The 24,178-nt window shown below is 72.3% G+C and carries 22 protein-coding genes; 12 read left to right on the forward strand and 10 right to left on the reverse strand.

The features are described 5' to 3' along the window. The coding region (locus tag ABT034_RS33995; protein ID WP_351220962.1) for a DUF998 domain-containing protein at nt 1-568 on the forward strand (568 nt) is incomplete at its 5' end. Continuing rightward, entirely contained in the window at nt 565-1,365 is an 801-nt protein-coding gene (locus ABT034_RS34000) for an alpha/beta fold hydrolase (protein WP_351220963.1), read from the forward strand. The genes ABT034_RS33995 and ABT034_RS34000, both read left to right, overlap by 4 nt. A gap of 22 nt (nt 1,366-1,387) precedes the next feature. On the opposite strand, the gene ABT034_RS34005 is transcribed toward ABT034_RS34000, so the two are convergent. From ABT034_RS34005 to ABT034_RS34020, 4 genes are all read right to left on the reverse strand, one after another. Further along, on the reverse strand, nt 1,388-1,807 hold the full coding sequence (locus ABT034_RS34005; protein WP_351220964.1) for a CBS domain-containing protein: 420 nt from the start codon (nt 1,805-1,807) through the stop codon (nt 1,388-1,390). A 125-nt stretch (nt 1,808-1,932) separates the two neighbouring features. Next, a complete protein-coding gene (locus ABT034_RS34010; RefSeq protein WP_502973109.1) occupies nt 1,933-2,589 on the reverse strand; it encodes a DUF305 domain-containing protein in 657 nt (218 codons plus the stop codon). A gap of 17 nt (nt 2,590-2,606) precedes the next feature. Further along, on the reverse strand, nt 2,607-3,254 hold the full coding sequence (locus tag ABT034_RS34015; protein WP_351220966.1) for a thioredoxin-like domain-containing protein: 648 nt from the start codon (nt 3,252-3,254) through the stop codon (nt 2,607-2,609). A gap of 73 nt (nt 3,255-3,327) precedes the next feature. After that, nucleotides 3,328-3,720: a hypothetical protein gene (locus tag ABT034_RS34020; protein ID WP_351220967.1), complete on the reverse strand. Its 393-nt coding sequence runs from the start codon at nt 3,718-3,720 to the stop codon at nt 3,328-3,330. 291 nt (nt 3,721-4,011) lie between these two features. On the opposite strand from ABT034_RS34020, the gene glnA2 reads away from it, so the two are divergent. The 3 genes from glnA2 to ABT034_RS34035 all read left to right on the forward strand — a co-directional run bounded on the left by glnA2 (nt 4,012) and on the right by ABT034_RS34035 (nt 6,523). Then, nucleotides 4,012-5,373, forward strand: coding sequence for a gamma-glutamylpolyamine synthetase GlnA2 (gene glnA2 / locus ABT034_RS34025; protein ID WP_093876415.1), 1,362 nt, complete (start codon nt 4,012-4,014; stop codon nt 5,371-5,373). A gap of 83 nt (nt 5,374-5,456) precedes the next feature. Continuing rightward, nucleotides 5,457-6,032: an Imm21 family immunity protein gene (locus ABT034_RS34030; RefSeq protein ID WP_351220968.1), complete on the forward strand. Its 576-nt coding sequence runs from the start codon at nt 5,457-5,459 to the stop codon at nt 6,030-6,032. Then, nucleotides 6,029-6,523 carry a GNAT family N-acetyltransferase gene (locus ABT034_RS34035; RefSeq protein ID WP_351220969.1) on the forward strand — a complete coding sequence of 165 codons (495 nt, stop codon included), beginning with the start codon at nt 6,029-6,031 and terminating at the stop codon, nt 6,521-6,523. The genes ABT034_RS34030 and ABT034_RS34035 overlap by 4 nt, the downstream gene beginning before the upstream one ends. 28 nt (nt 6,524-6,551) lie before the next feature. Here ABT034_RS34035 and ABT034_RS34040 read toward each other — a convergent pair whose 3' ends face one another. Genes ABT034_RS34040 through ABT034_RS34050 form a run of 3 tightly spaced genes read right to left on the reverse strand, consistent with a single transcriptional unit; the run spans nt 6,552 to nt 9,635 of the window. Further along, nucleotides 6,552-6,983: a VOC family protein gene (locus tag ABT034_RS34040; RefSeq protein ID WP_351220970.1), complete on the reverse strand. Its 432-nt coding sequence runs from the start codon at nt 6,981-6,983 to the stop codon at nt 6,552-6,554. A gap of 12 nt (nt 6,984-6,995) precedes the next feature. Beyond that, entirely contained in the window at nt 6,996-7,496 is a 501-nt protein-coding gene (locus ABT034_RS34045; RefSeq protein ID WP_351220971.1) for a pyridoxamine 5'-phosphate oxidase family protein, read from the reverse strand. Nucleotides 7,497-7,556: 60 nt separating this feature from the next. Beyond that, nucleotides 7,557-9,635: a PIG-L family deacetylase gene (locus ABT034_RS34050; protein WP_351220972.1), complete on the reverse strand. Its 2,079-nt coding sequence runs from the start codon at nt 9,633-9,635 to the stop codon at nt 7,557-7,559. A 345-nt stretch (nt 9,636-9,980) separates the two neighbouring features. Between ABT034_RS34050 and ABT034_RS34055 the strand changes: the two genes are divergently transcribed. Continuing rightward, nucleotides 9,981-12,968: a bifunctional [glutamine synthetase] adenylyltransferase/[glutamine synthetase]-adenylyl-L-tyrosine phosphorylase gene (locus ABT034_RS34055; protein WP_351220973.1), complete on the forward strand. Its 2,988-nt coding sequence runs from the start codon at nt 9,981-9,983 to the stop codon at nt 12,966-12,968. On the opposite strand, the gene ABT034_RS34060 is transcribed toward ABT034_RS34055, so the two are convergent. Continuing rightward, nucleotides 12,956-13,633: a TetR/AcrR family transcriptional regulator gene (locus tag ABT034_RS34060; RefSeq protein WP_351220974.1), complete on the reverse strand. Its 678-nt coding sequence runs from the start codon at nt 13,631-13,633 to the stop codon at nt 12,956-12,958. The genes ABT034_RS34055 and ABT034_RS34060 overlap by 13 nt on opposite strands. A 99-nt stretch (nt 13,634-13,732) precedes the next feature. Between ABT034_RS34060 and ABT034_RS34065 the strand changes: the two genes are divergently transcribed. Both ABT034_RS34065 and ABT034_RS34070 read left to right on the forward strand, forming a co-directional pair. Further along, nucleotides 13,733-15,319, forward strand: coding sequence for an APC family permease (locus ABT034_RS34065; RefSeq protein WP_351220975.1), 1,587 nt, complete (start codon nt 13,733-13,735; stop codon nt 15,317-15,319). Next, entirely contained in the window at nt 15,226-16,797 is a 1,572-nt protein-coding gene (locus tag ABT034_RS34070; RefSeq protein WP_351220976.1) for an amidohydrolase, read from the forward strand. Before ABT034_RS34065 ends, ABT034_RS34070 begins: the two co-directional genes overlap by 94 nt. Here the strand turns inward: ABT034_RS34070 and ABT034_RS34075 are convergent. Both ABT034_RS34075 and ABT034_RS34080 read right to left on the reverse strand, forming a co-directional pair. Continuing rightward, the gene (locus ABT034_RS34075) at nt 16,781-17,695 is read right to left on the reverse strand and encodes a phosphatase PAP2 family protein (RefSeq protein WP_351220977.1); all 915 of its coding nucleotides are present in this window, start codon (nt 17,693-17,695) and stop codon (nt 16,781-16,783) included. The genes ABT034_RS34070 and ABT034_RS34075 overlap by 17 nt on opposite strands. Before the next feature lie 74 nt (nt 17,696-17,769). Beyond that, the gene (locus tag ABT034_RS34080; protein WP_351220978.1) at nt 17,770-18,792 is read right to left on the reverse strand and encodes a LacI family DNA-binding transcriptional regulator; all 1,023 of its coding nucleotides are present in this window, start codon (nt 18,790-18,792) and stop codon (nt 17,770-17,772) included. 348 nt (nt 18,793-19,140) lie between these two features. Here ABT034_RS34080 and ABT034_RS34085 point away from each other — a divergent pair, with 348 nt between their 5' ends. Genes ABT034_RS34085 through ABT034_RS34100 form a run of 4 tightly spaced genes read left to right on the forward strand, consistent with a single transcriptional unit; the run spans nt 19,141 to nt 24,033 of the window. Further along, nucleotides 19,141-20,415: an extracellular solute-binding protein gene (locus tag ABT034_RS34085; protein ID WP_351220979.1), complete on the forward strand. Its 1,275-nt coding sequence runs from the start codon at nt 19,141-19,143 to the stop codon at nt 20,413-20,415. A gap of 20 nt (nt 20,416-20,435) precedes the next feature. Continuing rightward, nucleotides 20,436-21,449, forward strand: a complete 1,014-nt coding sequence (locus ABT034_RS34090; RefSeq protein WP_351220980.1) for a carbohydrate ABC transporter permease — start codon at nt 20,436-20,438, stop codon at nt 21,447-21,449. Beyond that, nucleotides 21,443-22,315: a sugar ABC transporter permease gene (locus tag ABT034_RS34095; protein WP_351220982.1), complete on the forward strand. Its 873-nt coding sequence runs from the start codon at nt 21,443-21,445 to the stop codon at nt 22,313-22,315. The genes ABT034_RS34090 and ABT034_RS34095 overlap by 7 nt, the downstream gene beginning before the upstream one ends. A gap of 50 nt (nt 22,316-22,365) precedes the next feature. Further along, nucleotides 22,366-24,033, forward strand: coding sequence for a glycoside hydrolase family 13 protein (locus tag ABT034_RS34100; protein ID WP_351220981.1), 1,668 nt, complete (start codon nt 22,366-22,368; stop codon nt 24,031-24,033). Nucleotides 24,034-24,178 lie beyond the last annotated feature (145 nt).

Here is a 24,178-nt window from a genome sequence, read left to right on the forward strand (position 1 = left end):
GGACCCAGCGGGGGCCGGTGATCCGGGCACCGGTGAGGACGTTCGTCCACGGCCCCTCGGGCACGTAGTACTCGACCGTGCCCGCCCCCGGGAAGCCTGGGCGCTCGTCGGCTGGATCGCGCTCGCCGTCTTCGGCGCGGCCACCGCCCTCGACTCGCGCCTGCCGCTCAGCTGCGCCCCGACCGCCGACGCCGCCTGCGCGGCGCGGGAGGCCGCCGGGCTCGTGCCCGCCACCCATACGGCCCACGCCGTCAGCTCCGGCCTCGCCATGACCGGTGCCCTCGCCGCCCTGATCGCCCTGACGGTGGCCGCCCGCCGCCACGGCCGGTGGCGGCCCCTCGCCCGTATCGGCCCGGCCGTCGTCGCCCTGGAGCTGGCCGCCACCGTCTGGACCCTGGCCGCCGTCGCCGCCTCCGAGGCCGGGAGGGGCAGCTGGGCGCTCGGCGCGGCCCAGCGGTCCCAGGTGCTCCTGGTGGCGGTGTGGCTCGCGGTCCTCGCGTACGCCCTGGCGACGGAGCAGCCCACCGACCCGCCCACCGACCCCGCTATCGACGAGGAGGAACGATGACCTTCGTACGGATCGGGGGAGTGGCCCACCACGTCACCGCCGAGGGCTCGGGGCCCGTCTGCGTGCTGAGCGCGGGACTCGCCCTGAGCTGGTTCGACTGGGACCCGGTCGTCCCGCTCCTCGCCCCGCACCGTACGGTCGTCCGCTTCGACCGTCCCGGACACGGCCTCTCCGCCCCCGCCGCCGTCCCGCCCACCGCCGCGGGCGAGGCCGACCGGATCGCCGGGGTCCTCGACGCGCTTGGGCTCCCCGGGCCCGTCACCGTCGTCGGGCACTCGATCGCCGGGTTCCACGCGGAGGCCTTCGCCCGACTCCACCCGGCCAGGACCGCCGCCCTCGTCCTCGTCGACTCCTCGGTGGAGGAGCGCCCCCGGCCCGCCCGTACGACCGCCGCTTCCCGGGCCCTCGGCGCCGCTCTCTGCGCCGCCGGGATGCCGGCCGCCCTCGGCCCGCTGGTCCGCCGCGCGGCCGTACGCCACGACCGGGCCCACGCCGACCTCGTGCGCCGCGTCTACCGCACCTCACGCGTGCTGCGCGGCGCCCTCCTGGAGAACGCCCGCTACGGGGCCGTCGCCGCCGAACTCCTCGCCCTGCGCGACCGCCACCCGCTCCCGCCGGGCCTCCCCGTCACCGTGCTCGCCGCGCCCGACGGCTCCGCCCGCTGGGCACGGCGCCAACGCGCCCTGGCCCGGCGGCTCGGCGCCCACTACGAGGCGGCCGTGCCGTCGGGCCATCTGGTCATGCGCGACCGCCCGGACGCGGTGGCCCGGGCGGTTCTGAACCCCGGGCGGTCCTGAACCCCGGGCGTCCCCGGTCCGGTCAGGAAGCGGCGTAGACGCTCGTACAGAACGCCTTGATCTGCTCGTCCGACAGGTGCTGCGCCAGATCGGCCTCGCTGATCATGCCGACGAGCCGCTTGCCCTCGATGACGGGGAGGCGCCGGATCTGGTGGCTCTGCATCTCCTCCAGGACGGCGCCGACGTCCGCGCCCGCCTCGACCCAGCGCGGGGTGCCCTTCGCCATCTCGCCGCAGGTGACCCTGGCCGGGTCGTGGCCCATGGCCACGCAGCCGATCACGATGTCGCGGTCCGTGATGATGCCGCAGAGCCGCTCGTTCTCGTCGGCGATGGGCAGCGCGCCCACCTTGAGGTCGCGCATCATCTGCGCGGCGCGGTCGAGCGTCTCGTGGGCCGGGATCCAGCGCGCCCCGGGGTGCATGATGTCCTTCGCCGTGGTCATGGGGTGGGTACCTTTCGTCGAACGCGGTCACCGTTACGTCCCCGAGCAGACCCATTCTCGGCGCACGGCGAGGCCCCCGCGACCGCAACGGGTCGCGAGGGCCTCCGGAGCCTTTGCTCGGCCGTTCAGGCGGTGGCGCCACGCTCCCTGAGCATGTCCGCCATCAGCAGGATCTCGGACTCCTGCGCGTCGACCATGCCCTGCGCGAGGTCACGCTCGACGACCACCGAGCACCGCTGGACGCAGCCCTCGGCCATGTGGACCCCGCCCTTGTGGTGCGCGGTCATCAGCTTCAGGTACAGGATCTCGGCCTCACGGCCACTGGCCTTCCGCAGCTGGTCCAGCTGCGCGCCGGTCGCCATGCCGGGCATGAGGGCCCCGTCGAGCGGACCGGTGTCGCCGGAGCCGCCCATGCCCATCCAGGTCATCGGCTCGACGCCGGACTCGACCTTGGGCAGCTCCCACAGGTCGAGCCAGCCGAGCATCATGCCCCGCTGGTTGGCCTGGGTGTTGGCGATGTCGTACGCGAGGCGGCGTACCTCCTCGTCCTGGGTGCGGTCCCGGACGATGAACGACATCTCGACAGCTTGCTGGTGGTGGACGGACATGTCCCGGGCGAAGCCGGCGTCCGCCGACGCGGTGGAGGGCGTACGCGGCGCCTCCTCGCGCTCGGCGGAGGCGACGGTCACGGCGCCGCCGGCGAACAGCAGGGCGAGCGCGACGGCGGTGACCGCCGCCCACCGCGTGCGGTCCGGCCGCCGGGCCGGGAGGGGCTCGGTCAGGAGGTCGTCGTCCCCGCTCACTGGTCGAGCCCGCCGGTGCAGGCCGCGCCGGGCTCGGGGGTCTGCTTCCCCTGGACGTACTTCGTGAAGAAGGCGTCGATCCGGGGGTCGGAGGCGTTGTCCACGGTCACCTGCTTGCCCCAGGCGGACAGCATGATGGCGCCGGCCTGGTCGTCGACCGGGCTCATCAGCGTGTACTGGGTCTTGCCGACCTTGGCTTCGAGCTTCTTCACGTCGTCGGCGGCGGCCTTCTTGTTGTACGTCACCCAGACGGCGCCGTGCTCGAGCGAGTGCACGGCGTTCACCTCGGAGATGGCCTTCTTGTAGACCACGCCGTCGCAGTTCATCCAGACCGGGTGGTGGTCACCGCCGACCGGCGGCTTCATGTCGTACTTCACGGCCGTCTCGACGTGGTTGCGGCCGAGCTTGGCGGCGTCCCAGGACTTCTCGGCGGCGATGGGCGCCTTCGCGGCGGCTTCCTTCTGGTCCTGCTCGTCGGACTTCTTCATCAGCACGAAGGTGCCGAAGCCGACGAGGCCGAGGACGACGACCCCGGAGACGCCGATGGTGATGAGACGGTTGCGGCGCTCACGGGCCTGCTCGGCGCGGCGCATCTCCTCTATTCGGGCGCGGCGGTCGGCGTTGGCGGAGCGGTTGGCGGCCATGGTGGTGTCGTCCTTCTTCAGGGGTGGGGTGGAGTTCGGGGGTGGACGTGCGGGGGCGGGACGCCCGCCGCCGCTACGTCCGGAGAACTTGAAGGACGTGCAGGTCCGGTGCGCGCGGCTGGGCGCCTGAGCGGCGCGCAGGGCCGTCACCGGACGGCGGGTCGAGACGCGGCGGCCCGCCCGCCGTGTGCAGCGGCGGGTCGAGCGGGGGCGCGCTGAGCACCGCGGGGGAGAGGGAAGGGAAGAGGGAGCAGCCGCCGCGGTCGTACGGGCAGACGTACTCGCGCACGGCGGCGCCGCGCACGGTGGCCCCGCTCCCGGCAGTGCCGCCACCGGCGAGGGTCACCGCCCGAGCGCCCGGCTGCGGACCGGCCCGGTCCGCAGCCTCATGATGCCCGTCGGGCTCGGCCCCCAGACAGAAGAAGAGCGCGGCGAGGAGCGTCGCCACGGCACTCACCAGTGCCATGGGACGCGCGTGTCGGGACGGGCGTACGAGCCGTGGGGCCCCCATGGGCGCAGATCGTAGTGTGCGCGGGGCCTCCGTGGGCCGAACGGGGTACCACTCGGTACCGAAGGGGAGGCCCCCGCGGGGAGAACGGACACCGGATCCGGCCGTTCCCGCGTTACCTGAGTCACACCCGGGCAGGCACTATGGGTGTGCAACGTGCGCGAAACCATGTGGTGGGATGCTCAGGTGCCCCCCGATGTGCCGAGGCGGTGGGAGCAGGCGGCCTGACCAGCGAGGATGGGTGTGGAAATGGACAAGCAGCAGGAATTTGTGCTCCGTACGCTCGAGGAGCGCGACATCCGCTTCGTACGTCTGTGGTTCACCGACGTGCTCGGCTTCCTCAAGTCGGTGGCGGTGGCGCCCGCCGAACTGGAGCAGGCCTTCGACGAGGGCATCGGTTTCGACGGCTCCGCGATCGAGGGCTTCGCCCGCGTCTACGAATCGGACATGATCGCCAAGCCGGACCCGGGAACCTTCCAGATCCTGCCGTGGCGCGCCGAGGCCCCGGGCACGGCGCGGATGTTCTGCGACATCCTGATGCCGGACGGCTCGCCGTCCTTCGCGGACCCGCGGTACGTCCTGAAGCGGGCCCTGGCCAAGACCTCGGACCTGGGCTTCACCTTCTACACGCACCCCGAGATCGAGTTCTTCCTGCTGAAGGACAAGCCGCTCGACGGCACCCGGCCGACCCCGGCCGACAACTCGGGCTACTTCGACCACACCCCGCAGAACGTGGGCATGGACTTCCGCCGGCAGGCGATCACCATGCTCGAATCGATGGGCATCTCGGTGGAGTTCAGCCACCACGAGGGCGCGCCGGGCCAGCAGGAGATCGACCTCCGGTACGCGGACGCGCTCTCCACGGCCGACAACATCATGACGTTCCGTCTGGTGATGAAGCAGGTCGCGCTGGAGCAGGGCGTCCAGGCGACCTTCATGCCGAAGCCGTTCTCGGACTACCCGGGCTCGGGCATGCACACCCACCTGTCGCTCTTCGAGGGCGACCGGAACGCGTTCTACGAGTCGGGCGCCGAGTACCAGCTCTCGAAGGTCGGCCGCTCCTTCATCGCGGGCCTCCTGAAGCACGCGGGCGAGATCTCGGCCGTCACCAACCAGTGGGTCAACTCGTACAAGCGCATCTGGGGCGGCTCGTCCCGCACGGCCGGCTCGGGCGGCGAGGCCCCCTCGTACATCTGCTGGGGCCACAACAACCGCTCCGCCCTCATCCGCGTACCCATGTACAAGCCGGGCAAGACGGGCTCCTCCCGCGTCGAGGTCCGCTCCATCGACTCGGGCGCCAACCCCTACCTGACGTACGCGGTCCTCCTCGCGGCGGGCCTCAAGGGCATCGAGGAGGGCTACGAACTCCCGGCAGGCGCCGACGACGACGTCTGGGCCCTCTCGGACTCGGAACGCCGAGCGATGGGCATCGAACCCCTCCCGCAGAACCTGGGCGAGGCGATCGCCCTGATGGAGAAGAGCGAACTGGTCGCGGAAACCCTCGGCGAGCACGTCTTCGACTTCTTCCTCCGCAACAAGAAGCAGGAGTGGGAGGAGTACCGCTCGGAGGTCACCGCCTTCGAGCTGCGGAAGAACCTGCCGGTGCTGTAACCCCCGGGTCAGTAGCAGGGTATGACTGCGGCCGTTTCCCGTCTGGCCCGGGACTGTCAGACGTCGGTGGCACACTGCGCCGCATGAGCAACTGGGTCGAGTCCATGGGTGGTCCGCTCGTCGTGGTGCCGGTGACGGTGCTGCGGGGGTGGGGTGGGTGTACGGAGGAGGGGACGATCCTCGGGGGCACCGGTGAGTCGGACGACTACGACCTGGCCTGTGCCGTCGAAGGGCTCGCCGGTGTGATCGGTGACGGGGCGAACGTCCTAGTGCTGGCGGACGAGCCCGCGACGACCCGGTTCCTGCCCGAGCGGCTGGCCTTCGTGCGGTGGCTCGGGGCGGACTCCGAGGAGGAGTTGGTCGCCGCGGCCGAGGCCCTGCTGGACGCCCCGGACACGTCGTGGGAGGAGTGCGGCATCTGGGAGACCGACGGGCCGGCCGTGTTGATGGACTCGGCCGAGGCCGGTGCCGATCTGGGGACGGCGTACCCCGGTGGCACGCGGATGCCGCAGCAGGCCGACGTCTCCGTTCCGGCGGGCCGGTGGCGGGTCGGCGCGTGCCAGTCGAGCGGCGGCCCAACCTCGGTCGGAGTGGTGCGGCTCCTGGCCGAGGGAAATACGTTGCCCGCGGGCGGCGGGGCGTTCAGACTGCCCCGGTGAAGATCGCTTCCGCCGCCACCGCGCGGCTTCTGTTGCATCCGTTGAGCGTGGACGAGGCCGAGCGGGTCGTCGCCCGGGAGCCCGGGGCCGGTGACCGGTGGGCCGAGGGGTATCCGCAGGACGGGGACGTCCGCGGGGTCACCGGGTTTCTGCGGGGGGTCGCCGAGCGCGGCGATCCGGGGGTGTTCCGGGCGTACGAGATACGGCTCCCGGAGAGCGGGGTCGTCGTCGGCGGGATCGGGTTCCACGGGCCGCCGGACGACCTCGGGGTCGTGACCGTCGGGTACGGCGTCGTGCCGGGAGAGCGGGGCAAGGGGTACGCCTCCGAGGCACTGCGGGCGCTCGTCGAGATCGCCCGGGTCGCCGGCGCCACCGGGGTGAAGGGCGACGCCGACCTGGACAACCCGGCCTCGCACAAGGTGATGGAAGCCGCCGGGATGCCGTGCGTGGCGGAGGACGAGACGCTCCGCCACTTCTACCTCGGGTTCTGAGCCGCTACCCGCTACCCGCCGCTCGACCTCAGCGCTCCGACAGTTCCGACGGGGCCTCCTGGACGACCCAGCCGTTGCCGTCCGGGTCGTCGAAGGCCATGAACGAGTTCCAGGTGTCGCCCTTGCCGTCCTCCCAGCCCGTCGCGCCGACGTGCCGGACCGGGGTGACGTCGACGCCCCGCTCGACCAGTTCCCTGCGCGCCGCCTCGATGTCCGTGACGCAGATCTGGAGGCCCTGGAGGCTGCCCGGCGCCATCTCCTTCGTGCCCGGCATCGGCGGCATCCCGCTCAGCAGCGCGATCGAACAGCGGGAGCCCGGCGGCGTCGCCTGGACGATCCGCACGCCGGGCGCCACCTCGTCGTCCAGGTCGATCTTGAAGCCGCACTTGTCGCCGTAGAACTCCTTCGCCCGGTCGATGTCGGCGACCGGTACGGGGATGACTTCCAGGGTCCAGTTCATCGGGGGTTCTCCTCAGAAACGCCAGCGGGTCTGACCGAAGGGGTCGCCCTTGGCGAAGCCGAAGACCGTGCGGGGCGCGACCGCGAACACCAGGGCCGTACCACCGTCGCCCACGAACGCCCCGTCGCGCACCTCGAATCGCCAATCCGGCCCGTACTTCTCCACGTACGCCTCCGCGAGCCCCGCAAGCCGGCCCTCGTCCGCCACCCGTACGGCCTCGCCCTCGACCACCAGGTCGAAGCCCTCGCCGAGCGTGGGCGTGCCCGTCGTGAGGACCACCGCCGGATTGCCCGCCAGATTGCGGGCCTTGCGCTCGTCGGGGCCGGTGCAGAAGTGGAGCGCGCCCTCCGCCCACACCGCGATCAGCGGGGTGACGTGCGGACGGCCGTCCGGGCGTACGGTCGTCAGCCAGAAGACCTCGGCCGCCGCGAGCCGGGCGGCGGCGTCGGGCCAGGACGCCGGGGCGGCCTTCGGGTCGCTGAAGCGGGGATCGAGGGAAGTCCGCGGGTCCATCGCCGTTCCTTTCGCCGTACCGGTACGTCTCTCAGTACGGACCGGCCGGCGACCGGGAACTCATCGGCCCGCGGGCGTCCAGTGCAGCCTGCCGTCCAGGCCGATCGCCGCCACCCCGTCCGTCCCCGCGTCCGGCGCCCCCGAGAACAGGAACCGCTCCAGCCTCCACACCGGCCGCGCCCCCGCCCTGCCGTGCGGCGCCGTCGCCAGGAAACCGGTCCGCGACCGGACCGCGAGCAGGCCGTCGCCGCCGCTCACCGGGCCGAAGCCGGCGACTCCGGCGCCCGGCAGCTCGGTGATCGGGGAGATCGGGCCCGTACCCGAGAAGTCGGCGCTCCGCAGGTCGCCGGAGGCCGGCTTGCGGAACCAGAGCCGTACGCCGTCGCCGTCCGGCGCCGCGCTCGCGCTCAGCGCCAGCGTCGTCGGCGGAAGCCCGGTCGGCGCCGGCCCGGTGAACGGCCCGCCGGGGCGCCGCTGCGCCCAGGTCAGGACCGTGCTCGGGGTGCTCGCGAAGACGTAGCCGCGCCCGGCCCCGTCCGCCGCCGAGACGGGGTCGCCGTACACGTCCGCGCCGCCGAGCGTCCGCCACGGGCCCCAGCCGCCGTCCGGGCCCTGCTCACGGGCCGTCAGACGGTGCCCGCTGTCCCGCAGGACGACGGTCGCACGCCCGTCGGCGGCGACGGTCACGGCGGGCGCGCTGATGTCCGAGGTGCCCCCGGCGTCGTCCCGCTCGGGCGTGCCGAGCGAGGTCCACGGGCCGAAGGCGCCGCCCGGCGCCCCCTGCGCGGTGGTCACCACCTCGCGGTGGTAGCCGGCGGGGCCGCCCGCGAGCACCGTCCGGGTGCCGAAGACGGCGATGCGCCCGTCGGGCAGGGTCACGGAGGTGATGCCGCTGTCCAGGCCGCCGCCGGGCAGCAGCGTCGGGCCGTGCCAGGCGGCGCCGGTCGCCGGCTTCCGCCAGGCGGCGAGCTGTCCGTCGAGTACGGAGAAGGCGTGCAGCTCGCCGTCCGGGCCCCGCTGCACCCAGGAGGTGGAGGTGCCCCGGGCGTACCGGATGGTCTGGGTCCAGCCCCGTCCGGCGGGCCGCGCCGCCACCTTCAGGTCACCGCAGCCGGCGGGGGTCCCGCAGTCGTTGACGCCGTCCAGCCACGCGTACGTCTTCAGGGTCTTCAGCTTCGCGCCCGCGGTCTCGGGGTCGAGGGTGTGCGGCAGGACGCTGGTGGGGTAGCCGAGGTAGTTCTGCACGCCGACGTGCGGATGCCCGGGGACGTCCGCGTACCGGGCGAGCGCGGCCTGGGTGAACCTCGCCCCGTACAGGTGGTCCTGGTGGTCCCTGAGCTTCCCGCTCGCCGGGTCCTTGCCGGGGCTCGGGTCCTGCATCCGGACGAACGTGGGCCGGAAGCGGTCGAGCAGCCCCGCGATCGTGGCGACGACCTGGTCCTTCGTGTACGTGAAGTCGGCGCCGACCGGGGTGCCGGAGGAGCGCTGGGACTCCAGGGCGGTGATCCGGCCGTTCCAGAGGCCGTTGAGGCTGTGCGGGCGGTCGCCGGTGGTCGAACCGGCCTCGCGTATCTGCAGCCACACCAGCCTGACCTGCGGCTGCGCGCGCAGCGTGTCCATCTCCGCCGTCGCGCCGCCGGCCGTGGGTATCGCGACCCGCTCCCAGGGGCTGGTACGGCTGCCGGTCGCCATCTCGGCGTACGCGGCGCGGATGCCGTTCTGCCGGGCCTCGGCGTAGTCCGCCTTGTCGGCGTCGGCCCCGGCGGCCTCGTGCGGGCGGGCGTTGACACCGTCCGACTCGCCGGCCGTGAGGTAGACCGAGGTCAGGGGGTGGCCGGAGCGTATCGACTGGGATATGTCCGGGTTCATGAAGAACAGGTCGTCGTCCGGGTGCGCCACGACCTGCACCACGGAGGTGGGCTCCTTCGCGGACCGTACGGGCTCCGCCCGCGACCCGGCCACGCGGGCGGGAGGCGGTGTCTTCGGCGCCGCCGGCTTCGGGTGCGCCGCCCGCAGGGCGGTCGCCGCCGGCTTCGGGTCCGCCGCGTGAGCCGTCGGCGCCGGTGCTCCCGTCACCGAGAGCACCCCGGCGAAGGTGCCCCCCAGCAGGACGGCCGTCACCGCTGTGGAGACGGTCACGCGGCGGGACGGGAGGAGACGGCGGCGGGGGCGGACGGACATGTTCGGCGGCGCGCTTTCGACAGGGGGGAGCGGAGGGACAGAGGGGGCCGGCAGGGGAGACACGGCGGAGGCGGACAGGCGGACGGGGTCCGCACCCGGTGGGGGGACCTTCGAGAAGCTTCGAGAAGCAAGACGGACTTTCAAGAAATACGGTTCATCGGGCTCGAAAAGCGATCAATGTGCGAGAGATCACGTGTGATCCGCTGCGAACCGAAGGCCTCGACGCCCCCGCCCACCACTCCGGATAGGCTCGATCCGCCCGGGCCCCACCCCTGGGCGGACCTGCTCGGAGGGAGCGGCGGAATGACGGTGCCCGGACGTAGAAGCAGCACCTTCTCACGTCTGCTGAGGCACGGATTCACCGACCCCTCCGGCGCCGAACGGCTCCTGGACGTGCCCGAGCTGTCCGCCCTGCGCGGCGACTCCGTCCTCCTCGACGCCCTCGGCGCCACCGCCGACCCCGATCTCGCCCTGCGCGGCCTGGTGCGCCTGGCCGAGGCGCAGCCCGAGACCGAGCGGCAGACCTTCACCACCACGCTGCTCTCCGCGAAGCCGTTCCGGGACCGGCTCCTCGGCGTGCTCGGCGCGTCCGAGGCGCTCGCCGACCACCTGGCCCGCCACCCGCGCGACTGGGAGTCCCTCGTCACGTACGAGTCGGAGGACCTGCACCCGGGGGTCGAGGAGTTCGAGCGGGGGCTCGCCGGCGCCGTCGACGCGGTCTCGCTGCGGGTCGCCTACCGCCGCTGCCTCCTCGCCATAGCGGCCCGTGACGTGTGCGGCACCATCGACGTCGCCGAGACCGCCGCCGAGCTCGCGGACCTGGCGACGGCGACCCTGCGGGCCGCGCTCTCCCTCGCCCGTGCGGCCGATCCCGCCGACGCCGCCCTGTGCCGGCTCGCGGTGATCGCGATGGGGAAGTGCGGCGGCCATGAGCTGAACTACGTCTCCGACGTGGACGTGATCTTCGTCGGGGAGCCCGTCGAGGGCGCCGACGAGGGGAAGGCCATGCAGGCGGCGACCCGGCTCGCCTCGCACCTGATGCGGATCTGCTCGGAGACCACCGTCGAGGGCACCATCTGGCCGGTCGACGCCAACCTCCGCCCCGAGGGCCGCAACGGCCCCCTCGTCCGTACCCTCTCCTCGCATCTCGCCTACTACCAGCGGTGGGCGAAGACCTGGGAGTTCCAGGCGCTGCTCAAGGCGCGCGCCGTCGCGGGCGACCCGGAGCTCGGCGCCCAGTACATCGACGCCGTCTCCCCGCTCGTCTGGCAGGCCGCCGAGCGGGAGAACTTCGTCCCCGACGTGCAGAAGATGCGGCGCCGGGTCGTCGACAACATCCCCGCCGCCCAGGTCGACCGAGAGCTGAAGCTCGGCCCCGGCGGGCTTCGGGACGTCGAGTTCGCCGTCCAGCTCCTCCAGCTCGTGCACGGCCGCAACGACGCGGGACTGCACAGCGGCACCACCCTCGACGCGCTCGCCGCCCTCGCCGCCGGCGGCTACGTCGGCCGGGCCGACGCGTCCCAGCTCGACGAGGCGTACCGCTTCCTGCGGGCCATGGAGCACCGCATCCAGCTGTACCGGCTGCGCCGCACCCACCTCGTCCCCGAGGACGAGGCCGACCTGCGGCGCCTCGGCCGCTCACTCGGCCTGCGCACCGACCCGGTCGCCGACCTGAACAAGGAGTGGAAGCGGCACGCGGCCGTCGTCCGCCGCCTGCACGAGAAGATCTTCTACCGGCCGCTGCTCGACGCGGTCGCCCAGCTCGCCCCCGGCGAGATCCGGCTCAGCCCGAAGGCGGCCGGACAGCGGCTCGAAGCCCTGGGGTACGAGGATCCCGCCGCCGCCCTGCGGCACCTGGAGGCGCTGGCCTCCGGGGTCAGCCGGAAGGCCGCGATCCAGCGGACGCTGCTTCCGGTGCTGCTCGGCTGGTTCGCGGACTCGGCCGACCCGGACGCCGGCCTGCTCGGCTTCCGCAAGGTGTCGGACGCCCTCGGCAAGACCCCCTGGTACCTGCGGCTGCTCAGGGACGAGGGCGCCGCGGCCGAGAACCTCGCCCGGGTGCTCTCCGCCGGGCGGCTCGCCCCCGACCTGCTGCTCCGCGCCCCCGAGGCGGTCGCGCTCCTCGGCGACCCGGAGGGGCTGAAGCCGCGCGGCCGGGACCACCTGGAGCAGGAGGTCCTGGCGGCGGTGGGCCGCGCGGGCGACGCCGAACAGGCCGTGGCGGCGGCCCGCGGGGTGCGGCGCAGGGAGCTGTTCCGTACCGCCGCGGCCGACCTCATCGGCTCGTACGGCACCGAGGACAGTCCCCGCGAGCCCGATCCGGGGGCGCTGGTCGACCGGGTGGGGGAGTCCGTCACCGATCTCAACGCGGTGACGATCGCGGGCGCCCTGCGGGCGGCCGTGCGCGCCGAGTGGGGCGAGGAGCTGCCGACCCGGTTCGCGGTCATCGGCATGGGCCGCTTCGGAGGGCACGAGCTGGGGTACGGCTCCGACGCCGACGTCTTGTTCGTGCACGAGCCGCGTGCGGGCGTCGACGAGCAGGAGGCCGCGCGGGCCGCGAACCGGGTGGTCACGGAGATGCGCCGGCTCCTCCAACTGCCCACCGCAGACCCGCCGTTGCTGATCGACGCCGACCTCAGGCCGGAGGGCAAGAGCGGCCCCATGGTCCGCACCCTGAAGTCGTACGCGGCCTACTACCACCGCTGGTCGCTCGTCTGGGAGAGCCAGGCGCTGCTGCGCGCCGAACCCATGGCGGGCGACCGGGAATTGGCGGAGAGGTTCATCGAACTCGTCGACCCGCTGCGCTATCCGGCCGAGGGCCTCGGCGAGGACGCGATCCGCGAGATCCGCCGCCTCAAGGCCCGGATGGAGTCCGAGCGGCTGCCGCGCGGCGCCGACCCGACGCTCCACGCCAAGCTGGGGCGCGGCGGCCTCAGCGACGTCGAGTGGACGGTCCAGCTGTTCCAGATGCGGCACGGCTGGGCGGAGCCGGGGCTGCGGACCCCCCGTACCCGCGAGGCGCTCAGGGCGGCGCACGCGGCCGGACTGATCCCGACGGAGGAGGCGCAGACCCTGGACGAGGCATGGGTCCTGGCCACCCGTGTCCGTAACGCGGTCATGCTGGTACGCGGCCGGCCCGGCGACACCTTCCCCTCCGACCCGCGCGAACTCGCGGCGGTGGGACGCTACTTGGGGTACGGGCCGGGGCACGTCGGCGAGATGGTCGACGACTACCGGCGGATCACCCGCCGGGCCAGGGCGGTCGTGGAGGAGCTGTTCTACGGGGCGTGAGCCCCCCCGGGGCTCGGTCGCTGGTCGCGGCCCCCGCCTTCCCCGTCCGGCAGGCCCGCCCCGTCCGGCAGCCCCCGGATGTGCGCCAGGTAGCCGGCCAGGGCCAGTTCGAAGGCGGTGTCGGTGCGGCCGCCCTCGGGGAAGGCGGCCAGGGCCCGCGCGAGGTGCGGGGTGGCCGTGTCGTCGGCCAGTTCCCACATCGCCTCCGGGGCGGCCATGTCGAGGGCCGAGCCCAGGACCAGGTTCTCCAGGGCGATGATCACCGGCATGACGGCCGGGAGGGCGAAGCCCGCGTCGAGGAGGAGGGCGACCGCCTGCTCGTACTGCTCGAGGACCCTCGGGGCGCGCACCGGTGAGCCGGTGAGCAGCGGGATCGCCTTCGGATGGGCGGCGAAGGCGGCCCGGTAGGAGCGCGCCCAGGCGGCGAAGGCCGCGTCCCAGGGCTGCCCGTCGAGCGTGCCGCCGTCGATGGCGGAGCAGACCCGCTCCCGCAGCAGCTCCACGATGCCGTCCCTGCCGTCCACATGGTGGTACACCGACGCCGTCTGCACCCCGAGCCGCCGCGCGATCTGCGGGACGCTGAAGTCGCCCTGCTCGTCGACGAGTTCGAGCGCCGTGGTGGTGATGCGCGCCCGGTCGAGGAGGGGCTTGTGCGGCCGGCCCATGGACGTACTCCCGCTGTTCAGGTCTTCCCCAGTCGTTGGACATGAGGCTACATTGCGCCAACCGAAAGCCTTTAGGTTTACGAGAAGGGCTTCTCCCGCATGTCCTCCAGCGCCTCCGACAAGCCGCCCGGTCTGCGCACCGGCACCCTCAGCACCGCCGACATCTCGTTCTTCGTCGTCTCCGCGGCCGCGCCGCTGACCGTGATGGCCGGCGTGGCCCCCATCGCCCTCGTCCTCGGCGGCATCGGCGCCCCGGCCGGCTACCTCATCGCCGGCATCACCCTGGCGGTCTTCGCCATCGGCTTCACCACCATGAGCCGGCACGTCCGCAGCGGCGGCGCCTTCTACGCGTACATCGCCCAGGGCCTCGGCAAACCGCTCGGCATCGCCGCCGCCCTGGTCGCCATGGTCGGCTACAACGGCATGGAGATCGGCGTCTACGGACTCCTCGGCTCCGCCACCGCCGACACCGCCCACGCCCTGTGGGGCACCGACCTGCCCTGGCTCCCGATCGCCCTCGGCGGCCTGCTGCTCATCTGGTACGGCGGCTACCGCTCGATCGACTTCGGCGCCAAGCTCCTCGGCGTCCTGCTCGTCGCCGAGACCGGCATACTCGTCCTCCTCGCCGGCGGCGTGCTCATCGAGGGCGGCGCCGACGGGCTCTCCCTCGCCTCCTTCGCCCCCGGGAACGTCCTCGTACCCGGCACGGCGGCCGTACTGGCCTTCGCCTTCTCGGCCTTCACCGGCTTCGAGTCCACCGTGATCTACCGCCGCGAGGCCCGCGACCCCGCCCGCACCATCCCCCGCGCCACCTACATCGCGGTCGGCTTCCTCGGCCTGTTCTACGCCTTCGTCGTCTGGACCGTGATCCAGGCCTTCGGCGACGACCGGGTGGTCGCGGCGGCCGCGGACGACCCCGGCGGACTGTTCTTCGCCGCCATCACCACCTACGTGGGGCCCTGGGCCGCCGACCTGATGCACGTCTTCATCGTGACCAGCATCATCGCCTCGCTGCTCGCCTTCCACAACGCGATCAACCGCTACGGCCTCGCCCTCGCCGAGGAGGGCGTCCTGCCCGCCGCCCTCGGCCGGATCCACCCCCGCCACCGCTCCCCGTACGTCGCCGGCATCGCCCAGACCGTGCTCGGCGCGGGCGTCGTCCTCGGCTTCGCGGCCGCCGGCGCCGACCCGTACACCCAGCTGCTGCTCTGGGTGAACACCCCCGGCATGCTCGGGCTCATGGCGCTGATGCTGCTCGCCGCCCTCGCCGTCGTGCGCTACTTCCGGCGCGTCCCGCACCAGGAGGGCGCCCTGCGCACCCTCGTCGCCCCCGTCACCGCCGCCGCCCTGCTCGCCGTGGCGATCTGGCTGGTCGCCTCCAAGGTCGCGCTCTTCACCGGCGCGTCCCCGACCGTCAACGCGGTCCTCGTCGCGGTCGTCCCCACCGTCCTCGCCCTCGGGCTCCTCCTCGCGTACCGGCTGCGCCGCACCCGCCCCGAGGTCTACGCCCACTTCGCCGCCGAACCCGCCGAACCCGCCGCCCCGACCGACCACACGGACCCCGCCGCCCCGACCGACCCTGGAGCCCCCACGTGTCCTCCGCAGCCGACCTCGTCCTCGTCAACGCCCGCGTCCGCGACCCCGAGCTCACCGGGCACACCGCTGTCGCCGTCCGCGACGGACTGATCACCGCCCTCGGCGGCGACACCGAGGCCCGCGCCTGGGCCGGAGCGGGCACCGAGACCGTCGACCTCGCCGGAGCCACCCTCACCCCCGGCCTCACCGACGCCCACAGCCACCCCGTGTGGGGTCTTGAGATGTTCACCGGCACCGACCTGTCCGGCGTCAGGGACCTCGAAGGACTGCGCGCCGCCCTCCGCAGCGCCGAGCGCCGGGGCGGCTGGATCCTCGGCTTCGGCCTCGACCACAACGTCTTCGGCGGCCGCCCCCTCCACCACGACCTCGTCGAGGACGTCCTCGACGGCGCCCCCGCCCACCTCCGCCTCTACGACGGACACTCCGTCCTCGCGAGCGCGACCGCGCTCAAGGCCGCCGGCATCGAAGGCCCCCGCGCCTTCGCCCAGCACTCCGAGATCGTCTGCGACGCCGAAGGCCGCCCCACCGGCCATCTGATCGAACACGCCGCCATGGACCTGATGACCCCGGTCCTGCCCGCCCAGCCGTACGCCGAGCGCCGCACCCGGCTCGTCGACCTGCTCACCGCCATGGCCGCCACCGGCCTCACCTCCGCCCACGTCATGGACCTCGGCGGACACGACGTCCCCGGACTGCTCACCGCCCTGGAGGAGGAGGGCGACCTGCCGCTACGCCTTCGCCTCGCGCCCTGGTGCATGCCCGGCGCCACCGCCGGGGAGCTGGACGCGCTGGTACGGCTCCAGGAGCGGGCCGGACGGCTCTGGGCGGTCGGCGGCGTCAAGTTCTTCATGGACGGCACCGTCGAGGGCGGCACCGCCTGGCTGGAGCACGCCGACTGCCACGGCCGGGGCACCGAAGCCTTCTGGCCCGACCCGGCCGCGTACTCCGCCGCCGTACGCCACCTCCACCGCGCCGGGGTCGGCACCGCCACCCACGCCATCGGCGACGCCGCCGTACGGCACGTCCTCGACACCGTCGAAACCCTGGGCGGGGGCGGCCCACGGCACCGGATCGAGCACATCGAGACCGTCCCCGACGACCAGCTCGGACGCTTCGCCGCGCTCGGCGTCGTCGCCTCGATGCAGCCCCCGCACACCGCGTACACCCGCGCCGACCACACCGACGAGTGGTCGAAGCGGCTCGGCGAGGAGCGGGCCGCCCGCGCCTGGCGCTGCCGCGACCTGCGGGACGCCGGGGCGCACCTCGCGCTCGGCTCCGACTGGCCCATCGCCCACTACGACGCCCGGCAGGTGCTCGCCACCGCGCGGGCCCCGCGCGGCGCCGCCTCGGCCCGGCACGGGCTCACGGGCCTGATGGCCCTGGAGGGCATGACCACGCACGCGGCGGTCGCCGCGGGGGAGGAGAGGATCGCGGGCCGGATCGCCCCGTGCTACCGGGCCGACCTCACCGCCTTCGCCGTGGACCCGGTGGAGGCCCCGGCGGACGAGACCGCGGAGGCCCCGGTCCTGCTCACCGTCGCCGGCGGGCGGGTCACGTTCCGGAGCTGACCCGCGGCCGTTCGGAGTCGACAGCCTCGCGGTCCGTCCCCTCCGCGGGGGCCGGGCCGCCGGCGGCGACCGGCGCCGGCGTCTCCACGTGCTTGGACAGCCGGTGCGGCCAGGCGCCGTACAGGGCGAAGGCGACGACGAAACCGAAGCCGAGGCAGATCATGCCGCCGACCGCGTCCAGCCAGAAGTGGTTGGCGGTCGCGACGATCACGACGAGCGTGCCCGCCGGGTAGAGCAGGCCCAGGATCTTCGCCCAGGGCGCCTTCGCCACGAAGAAGAGGGTGAGACCGCACCAGAGCGACCAGCCGATGTGCATCGACGGCATCGCCGCGTACTGGTTCGACATGTGCTTGAGGTCGCCCGAGGCCATCGAGCCCCACGTCTGGTGCACCAGGACCGTGTCGACGAAGTCCATGTTCTCCATCAACCGGGGCGGCGCGAGCGGGTACAGGTAGTAACCGACCAGGGCCACGGCGGTGGTGGCGAACAGAACGGTACGGAACGCGGCGTAACGGCCCGGCTGCCATCGGTACAGCCATACGAGCACACCGATGGTGACGATGAAGTGCAGCGTCGCGTAGTAGTAGTTCATCGACACGATCAGCCATGTCACCGAGTTCACGGCATGGTTGACGGCGTGCTCGAAGGCCAGGCCGAGGGACTCCTCGGTCTGCCAGATCCAGTCGGCGTTCCTGAGCGCCTGGGCCTTCTGCTCCGGGACCGCGTTGCGGATGAGCGAGTACGTCCAGTAGCTCACCGCGATCAGCAGCAGCTCGAACCAGATGCGGGGGCGCCGGGGCGTACGCGTACGCAGCCACGCCCACCTGCCGTCGGCCACGCTGGGTGACGACGACGGGGTCGTCCGGTCGTCCAAACTCTTCACGGTCGTTTCACCCATAGGCAGAGAGTGTGCCAGATTCCGTCCCCCGACCGATCATCCCTCCGACGGGTTCCCGGCGCACCCGCTCCCCCTCAGGGACGAGGCGGAGCGGAGGCGGTTGAACCGCGTACGACCAGCTCGGGCATGAACACGAACTCGGAGTGCGGGGCGGGGGTGCCGCCCACTTCTTCGAGCAGCGCGCGGACCGCGGCCTGCCCCATCGCCTGGACGGGCTGCCGGATGGTGGTCAGCGGCGGATCGGTGAACGCTATGAGGGGAGAGTCGTCGAAACCGACGACGGAGACGTCCCGGGGGACGTCGAGCCCCTGCTGCCGTGCGGCCCGGATCGCGCCGAGCGCCATCATGTCGCTGGCGCAGACGACCGCCGTGCATCCCCGGGAGATCAGCGCCCCGGCCGCGGCCTGGCCGCCCTCCAGGGTGTACAGGGAGTGCTGGATCAGCTCCTCGGACTCCTCGGGGCCGAGGCCGAGCCGCTCCGCCATGCCCTGCTGGAAGCCCTCTATCTTGCGGAGCACCGGCACGAACCGCTTCGGTCCGACGGCCAGCCCGATCCGGGAGTGCCCGAGCGAGGCCAGGTGCGTCACCGCGAGCCGCATCGCCGCCCGGTCGTCGGGGGAGACGAAGGGCGCCTGGACCTTGGGCGAGAAGCCGTTGAGCAGGACGTACGGGACGCCCTTGCCGCGCAGCTGGTCGTAGCGCGTCATGTCGGCGGTGGTGTCGGCGTGGAGTCCGGAGACGAAGATGATGCCGGCGACACCGCGCTCCACCAGCATGTCGGTGAGCTCGTCCTCGGTGGACCCGCCGGGGGTCTGCGTCGCGAGGACCGGCGTGTAGCCCTGCCGGGTCAGGGCCTGCCCGATGACCTGCGCGAGCGCGGGGAAGATCGGGTTGTCCAATTCGGGGGTGATGAGGCCGACGAGCCCCGCGCTGCGCTGGCGCAGTCGTACGGGCCGCTCGTAGCCGAGCACGTCGAGCGCGGCAAGGACGGACTCGCGGGTGGCCGTGGCCACGCCCGGCTTGCCGTTGAGCACGCGGCTGACTGTGGCCTCACTGACCCCCGCCTGGGCTGCGATGTCGGAGAGCCGCGCGGTCATGAGGCTGGACTGTACCGGTCACGGGGCGTATTGCCCACCTGCCGGGTGATGCAAGCCACCTCGCAAGGCCTTGCAGGGTTTGCAGGGCGCGCAGAGAGCAAGAGGGGCGTGTGCAGGGGACCGCGCGCCCCCGAAAAGGCCTGTCTCAGCTGCTGTCAAGCGATCCGATGGCAACCTTAGGGACACGCGGATGTAACGATCGCCGGACCTTGCAGAAAGTTCTCGCAAGGTCTTTCGGCTCGTTTTCATCCCTGTTACGTTCCTGGCAACCCGGAGCGCCGCGAGGGAGCGGTCGCATGAGGAAGGTTCCAGCCCCTCGTCCCCCCGGGATCAGTTGAAGGAGTTCACATGCGGCGTGGCATAGCGGCCACCGCGCTGGTCGCGGCCCTGGGCGTGACCCTGGCGGCGTGCGGGAGCGACAGCGGTTCCGACGGCGGCACGAAGAGCTCGGGCGAGCTCTCCGGCACCGTCACCTGGTGGGACACCTCCACGGTCGGCTCCGAGGACAAGGTCTTCAAGAAGGTCGCCGAGGACTTCAAGAAGAAGCACCCCAAGGTCACCGTCAAGTACGTGAACGTGCCGTTCGGTGAGGCGCAGAACAAGTTCAAGAACGCCGCGCAGTCCGGCTCCGGCGCGCCCGACGTCATCCGCTCCGAGGTCGCCTGGACCCCGGAGTTCGCGGACCTCGGCTACCTGGCCCCGCTCGACGGCACCCCGGCCCTCAAGGACGCGGACGACTTCCTGGAGCAGGCCGCCGCCTCCACCAAGTACAACGGCAAGACGTACGCGGTGCCGCAGGTCATCGACTCCATGGGCATCTTCTACAACAAGAAGATCTTCAAGGAGGCCGGCGTCGAGGTCCCCAAGACCATCGCCGAGCTGAAGACCGTCTCCGCCAAGATCAAGGAGAAGACCGGCAAGACCGGTCTCTACCTGCGCGGCGACGACCCGTACTGGTTCCTCTCCTTCCTGTACGGCGAGGGCGGCAACCTCGTCGACGCCGAGAAGAAGACGATCACCATCGACAACCCCGCCGGCGTGAAGGCCCTCGCCACGGTGAAGGACCTGGTCGACTCCAAGGCGGCGATCACCGACGCCACCAACGGCTGGGACAACATGCAGGCGTCCTTCAAGGACGGCAAGGTCGCGATGATGATCAACGGCCCGTGGGCCGTCGCCGACACCTACGCCGGCAAGGAGTTCACGGACAAGGCCAACCTGGGCATCGCCCCGGTCCCGGCCGGCTCCGCCAACCAGGGCGCCCCGCAGGGCGGTCACAACCTCGCCGTCTACGCGGGCTCCAAGAACCGCGACGCGTCCTACGCCTTCGCCGAGTACATGACCTCGGTCGAGACCCAGACGACGATCGCGAAGGAGCTCAGCCTCCTCCCGACCCGCGAGTCCGTCTTCATCAAGCCGGACGTCGCCACCAACGAGATGATCGGCTTCTTCAAGCCCGTCGTCGAGAAGGCGGTCGAGCGCCCCTGGATCCCCGAGGGCGGCAGCCTCTTCGAGCCGGTCAAGGTCGAGTACACCAAGGTGCTCACCGGCCAGACCAGCCCGGACGCCGGCGCCAAGGCGATCGGCGACTCCTACCGCAAGCTCCTGAAGGACTGGAAGTAAGAAGGAAGGCAGGCCGGCTGATGGCTGTGGACACTCCCAGCCAGTCGGTGGCGAAGGCCGCGGGTGACACCGTCACCCGCGGCCGGAGCCGCGGTACTGGTGACAACGGCGGCGCCGTGCGTCGATCCCTCTCCACCCACTGGTACGCCTGGGCCATGGTCGCCCCGGTGATCGTCGTCCTCGGCGTGATCATCGGTTACCCGCTGGTCCGCGGCATCTACCTGTCGTTCACCGATGCCAACGAGCGCAACGTCGCCCGCAGCATCGGCGTCAACGAGATCCCGGCCACCTACGAGTTCGTCGGTCTGGACAACTACGTCGACGCGGTCACCGGAAGCCAGTTCCTCGCCACCCTGGGGTGGACGGTCCTGTGGACCGTCTCCTGCGTGGCCGTCACCTTCGCCCTCGGCCTGGCCCTCGCCAACATCCTGAACCGCAGGATCGCCGGCCGCTCCCTCTACCGGATGCTGCTGATCCTGCCGTGGGCGGTGCCCGGCTTCGTCTCCGTCTTCGCCTGGCGCTTCCTGTACGACGAGCGCCGCGGCATGCTCAACCAGATCCTCACGGGCGGCGGCATCGACGGCATCCCGTGGCTGAACGACCCCACCTGGGCCAAGTTCTCGGTCATCCTCGTCAACGTCTGGCTCGGCATCCCGTTCATGATGGTCGCCCTCCTCGGCGGGCTCCAGTCCATCCCCGGCGAGCTGTACGAGGCCGCCGAGATGGACGGCGCCAACGCCTGGCAGCGCTTCCGGCACATCACCATGCCGGGCCTGCGGTCCGTCAGCACCACGGTGATCCTGCTGTCGACCATCTGGACCTTCAACATGTTCCCGGTGATCTTCCTGCTCACCCGGGGCGGGCCCGGCGAGGCCACCCAGATCCTCGTCACCCAGGCGTACAAGTTCTCCTTCGAGATCAGCCCGCGCGACTTCGCCCAGTCGTCCACGTGGGGCGTCCTGATCCTGATCCTCCTGATGGTCTTCGCCGCGTTCTACCGGCGCGTCCTCCGCAAGCAGGGAGAAGTCTGGTGACCACCACGACCCCCACCCCCCAGACCGCGAACGTTCCGGTCCGCGGGCGCCGTTCACCGCTCGCCTCGGTCGCGCTGCACACCACGCTCATCGTGGCGTCCGTGATCGCCGTCTTCCCGGTCCTCTGGGTCCTGCTGACCTCCCTGAAGCCGGCGAAGTACGCGACCACCACGGACTTCTTCAAAGAGACGACCCTCGAGAACTTCACGAACCTGCTGAACGACACCCCGTTCCTCACCTGGTTCGCCAACTCGCTGCTCGTCGCCGGCCTCACCACCGTCATCGGCGTCTTCATCTCCGCCACCACGGGCTACGCCGTGAGCCGCTTCCGCTTCCCCGGCAAGCGCGGCCTGATGTGGACGCTGCTCATCACCCAGATGTTCCCGGTCGCCGTCCTCATCGTGCCGATCTACAACATCATGGCGTCGATGGGCCTGCTCAACCAGCCGGTCGGCCTCGTCATCACGTACCTGACGATCGCCGTCCCGTTCTGCGCGTGGATGATGAAGGGCTTCTTCGACACCATCCCGCGCGAGATCGACGAGTCCGGCTACGTCGACGGCCTCACCCCGTTCGGCACCTTCTGGCGGCTGATCCTGCCGCTGGCCAAGCCGGGCATCGCCGTCACCGCCTTCTACTCCTTCATCACCGCCTGGGGCGAGGTCGCCTACGCCTCCGCCTTCATGGTCGGCGACGAGAACCTCACCCTGGCCGGCGGACTGCAGAAGTTCGTCAACCAGTACGGCGCCCAGTGGGGCCCGATGGCCGCGGCCTCCGTGCTCATCGCCATCCCCGCCGCCCTGGTGTTCCTCTTCGCGCAGCGGCACCTGGTCACCGGCATGTCCGCCGGTGCCGTCAAGGGCTGACGGCCCTGAGCGCCCCTCCTGTACGCATCTCCTTACCTCCCAGGGAAGACATGACCCAGCATCTCGCCACCCCGGCCGACGCCCCGACCACCGGCACGCACACGGGCTGGTGGAGAGACGCCGTGATCTACCAGGTCTACCCGCGCAGCTTCGCCGACGGCAACGGCGACGGCATGGGCGACCTGGAGGGCATCCGGAGCCGGCTGCCGTACCTCAAGGAACTCGGCGTCGACGCCGTCTGGCTCTCCCCGTTCTACGCCTCGCCGCAGGCCGACGCCGGCTACGACGTCGCCGACTACCGGGCCATCGACCCCATGTTCGGCTCCCTCCTCGACGCCGACGCACTGATCCGCGAGGCCCACGGACTGGGCCTGCGCATCATCGTCGACCTGGTCCCCAACCACTCCTCCGACCAGCACGAGTGGTTCCAGCGCGCGCTGCGCGAGGGCCCCGGGTCGCCGCTGCGCGAGCGCTACCACTTCCGCCCCGGCAAGGGGAAGCAGGGCGAACTGCCGCCCAACGACTGGGAGTCCATCTTCGGCGGCCCGGCCTGGACCCGCACCGAGGACCCGGACGGCACCCCCGGCGACTGGTACCTGCACCTCTTCGCCCCGGAGCAGCCCGACTTCAACTGGGAACACCCGGCCGTACGCGACGAGTTCCGGTCGATCCTCCGCTTCTGGCTCGACATGGGCGTCGACGGCTTCCGCGTCGACGTCGCCCACGGCCTCGTCAAGGCCGAGGGCCTGCCCGACCTCGGTGCCCACGACCAGCTGAAGCTGCTCGGCAACGACGTCATGCCGTTCTTCGACCAGGACGGCGTCCACGAGGTCTACCGCTCCTGGCGGCAGGTCCTCTCCGAGTACGACGGGGAGCGCGTCCTCGTCGCCGAGGCCTGGACCCCGACCGTCGCCCGCACCGCGAACTACGTGCGCCCCGACGAGATGCACCAGGCCTTCAACTTCCAGTACCTGGGCACCCACTGGGACGCCACCGAACTGCGTACCGTCATCGACGAGTCCCTGGAGGCGATGCGCCCGGTCGGCGCCCCCACCACCTGGGTCCTCTCCAACCACGACGTCACCCGGCACGCCACCCGCTTCGCCAACCCGGCGGGCCTCGGCACCCAGCTGCGGACCCCCGGCGACCGCGAGCTCGGCCTGCGCCGGGCGCGTGCCGCGACCCTGCTGATGCTGGCGCTGCCCGGCTCGGCGTACGTCTACCAGGGCGAGGAGCTCGGCCTGCCGGACGTCACCGACCTTCCCGACGAGGTGCGCCAGGACCCGTCGTTCTGGCGGGCCAGCGGCCAGGACGGCTTCCGCGACGGCTGCCGGGTGCCGATCCCGTGGTCCGTCGAGGGCTCCTCGTACGGCTTCGGCGGCGGCGGTTCCTGGCTGCCGCAGCCCGCGACCTGGGGCGCCCTGAGCGTCGAGGCGCAGACCGGCGACCCCGGCTCCACCCTGGAGCTGTACCGCAGCGCGCTCGCCGTGCGCCGCGAGCGCCCCGAACTCGGTGCGGGCGAGTCCGTCGAGTGGCTGGAGGCACCCGAGGGTGTGCTCTCCTTCCGCCGCGACGGATTCGTCTGCACCGCCAACACCACCGGCCGGGCCATCTCCGTCCCGCTGCCCGGCCGGTATCTCCTCTCCAACGAGGACGTCAGGATCGTCGACGACGAGGCCCTGGTGCCCGCGGACACCACCGTCTGGTGGGCGGTGTGACGATCCCCCTGCCGCGGGGGGGGGGGGGGGGGGGCCCCCCGCCCCCCCCCCCCCCCGCCCCCGGGGGGGGGGGGCCGGCCCCCCCCCCGCCCGGGGGGCCCCGCGCGGCGGGGGGGGGCCCGGGGGGGGGGGGGCGGCGGGCCCC

This window comes from Streptomyces sp. NPDC002773 (assembly GCF_040295605.1).
In the GTDB taxonomy this organism is placed as follows: Bacteria; Actinomycetota; Actinomycetes; order Streptomycetales; family Streptomycetaceae; genus Streptomyces.

Excerpts from the sequence above, each read along its gene's own strand:
- ABT034_RS34000 (WP_351220963.1), top strand. The coding sequence starts at position 565 with ATGACCTTCGTACGGATCGGGGGAGTGGCCCACCACGTCACCGCCGAG.
- ABT034_RS34005 (WP_351220964.1), bottom strand. The coding sequence starts at position 1,807 with ATGACCACGGCGAAGGACATCATGCACCCCGGGGCGCGCTGGATCCCG.
- ABT034_RS34015 (WP_351220966.1), bottom strand. The coding sequence starts at position 3,254 with ATGGCCGCCAACCGCTCCGCCAACGCCGACCGCCGCGCCCGAATAGAG.
- ABT034_RS34020 (WP_351220967.1), bottom strand. The coding sequence starts at position 3,720 with ATGGCACTGGTGAGTGCCGTGGCGACGCTCCTCGCCGCGCTCTTCTTC.
- glnA2 (WP_093876415.1), top strand. The coding sequence starts at position 4,012 with ATGGACAAGCAGCAGGAATTTGTGCTCCGTACGCTCGAGGAGCGCGAC.
- ABT034_RS34030 (WP_351220968.1), top strand. The coding sequence starts at position 5,457 with ATGAGCAACTGGGTCGAGTCCATGGGTGGTCCGCTCGTCGTGGTGCCG.
- ABT034_RS34040 (WP_351220970.1), bottom strand. The coding sequence starts at position 6,983 with ATGAACTGGACCCTGGAAGTCATCCCCGTACCGGTCGCCGACATCGAC.
- ABT034_RS34045 (WP_351220971.1), bottom strand. The coding sequence starts at position 7,496 with ATGGACCCGCGGACTTCCCTCGATCCCCGCTTCAGCGACCCGAAGGCC.
- ABT034_RS34055 (WP_351220973.1), top strand. The coding sequence starts at position 9,981 with ATGACGGTGCCCGGACGTAGAAGCAGCACCTTCTCACGTCTGCTGAGG.
- ABT034_RS34060 (WP_351220974.1), bottom strand. The coding sequence starts at position 13,633 with ATGGGCCGGCCGCACAAGCCCCTCCTCGACCGGGCGCGCATCACCACC.
- ABT034_RS34065 (WP_351220975.1), top strand. The coding sequence starts at position 13,733 with ATGTCCTCCAGCGCCTCCGACAAGCCGCCCGGTCTGCGCACCGGCACC.
- ABT034_RS34075 (WP_351220977.1), bottom strand. The coding sequence starts at position 17,695 with ATGGGTGAAACGACCGTGAAGAGTTTGGACGACCGGACGACCCCGTCG.
- ABT034_RS34080 (WP_351220978.1), bottom strand. The coding sequence starts at position 18,792 with ATGACCGCGCGGCTCTCCGACATCGCAGCCCAGGCGGGGGTCAGTGAG.
- ABT034_RS34085 (WP_351220979.1), top strand. The coding sequence starts at position 19,141 with ATGCGGCGTGGCATAGCGGCCACCGCGCTGGTCGCGGCCCTGGGCGTG.
- ABT034_RS34090 (WP_351220980.1), top strand. The coding sequence starts at position 20,436 with ATGGCTGTGGACACTCCCAGCCAGTCGGTGGCGAAGGCCGCGGGTGAC.
- ABT034_RS34100 (WP_351220981.1), top strand. The coding sequence starts at position 22,366 with ATGACCCAGCATCTCGCCACCCCGGCCGACGCCCCGACCACCGGCACG.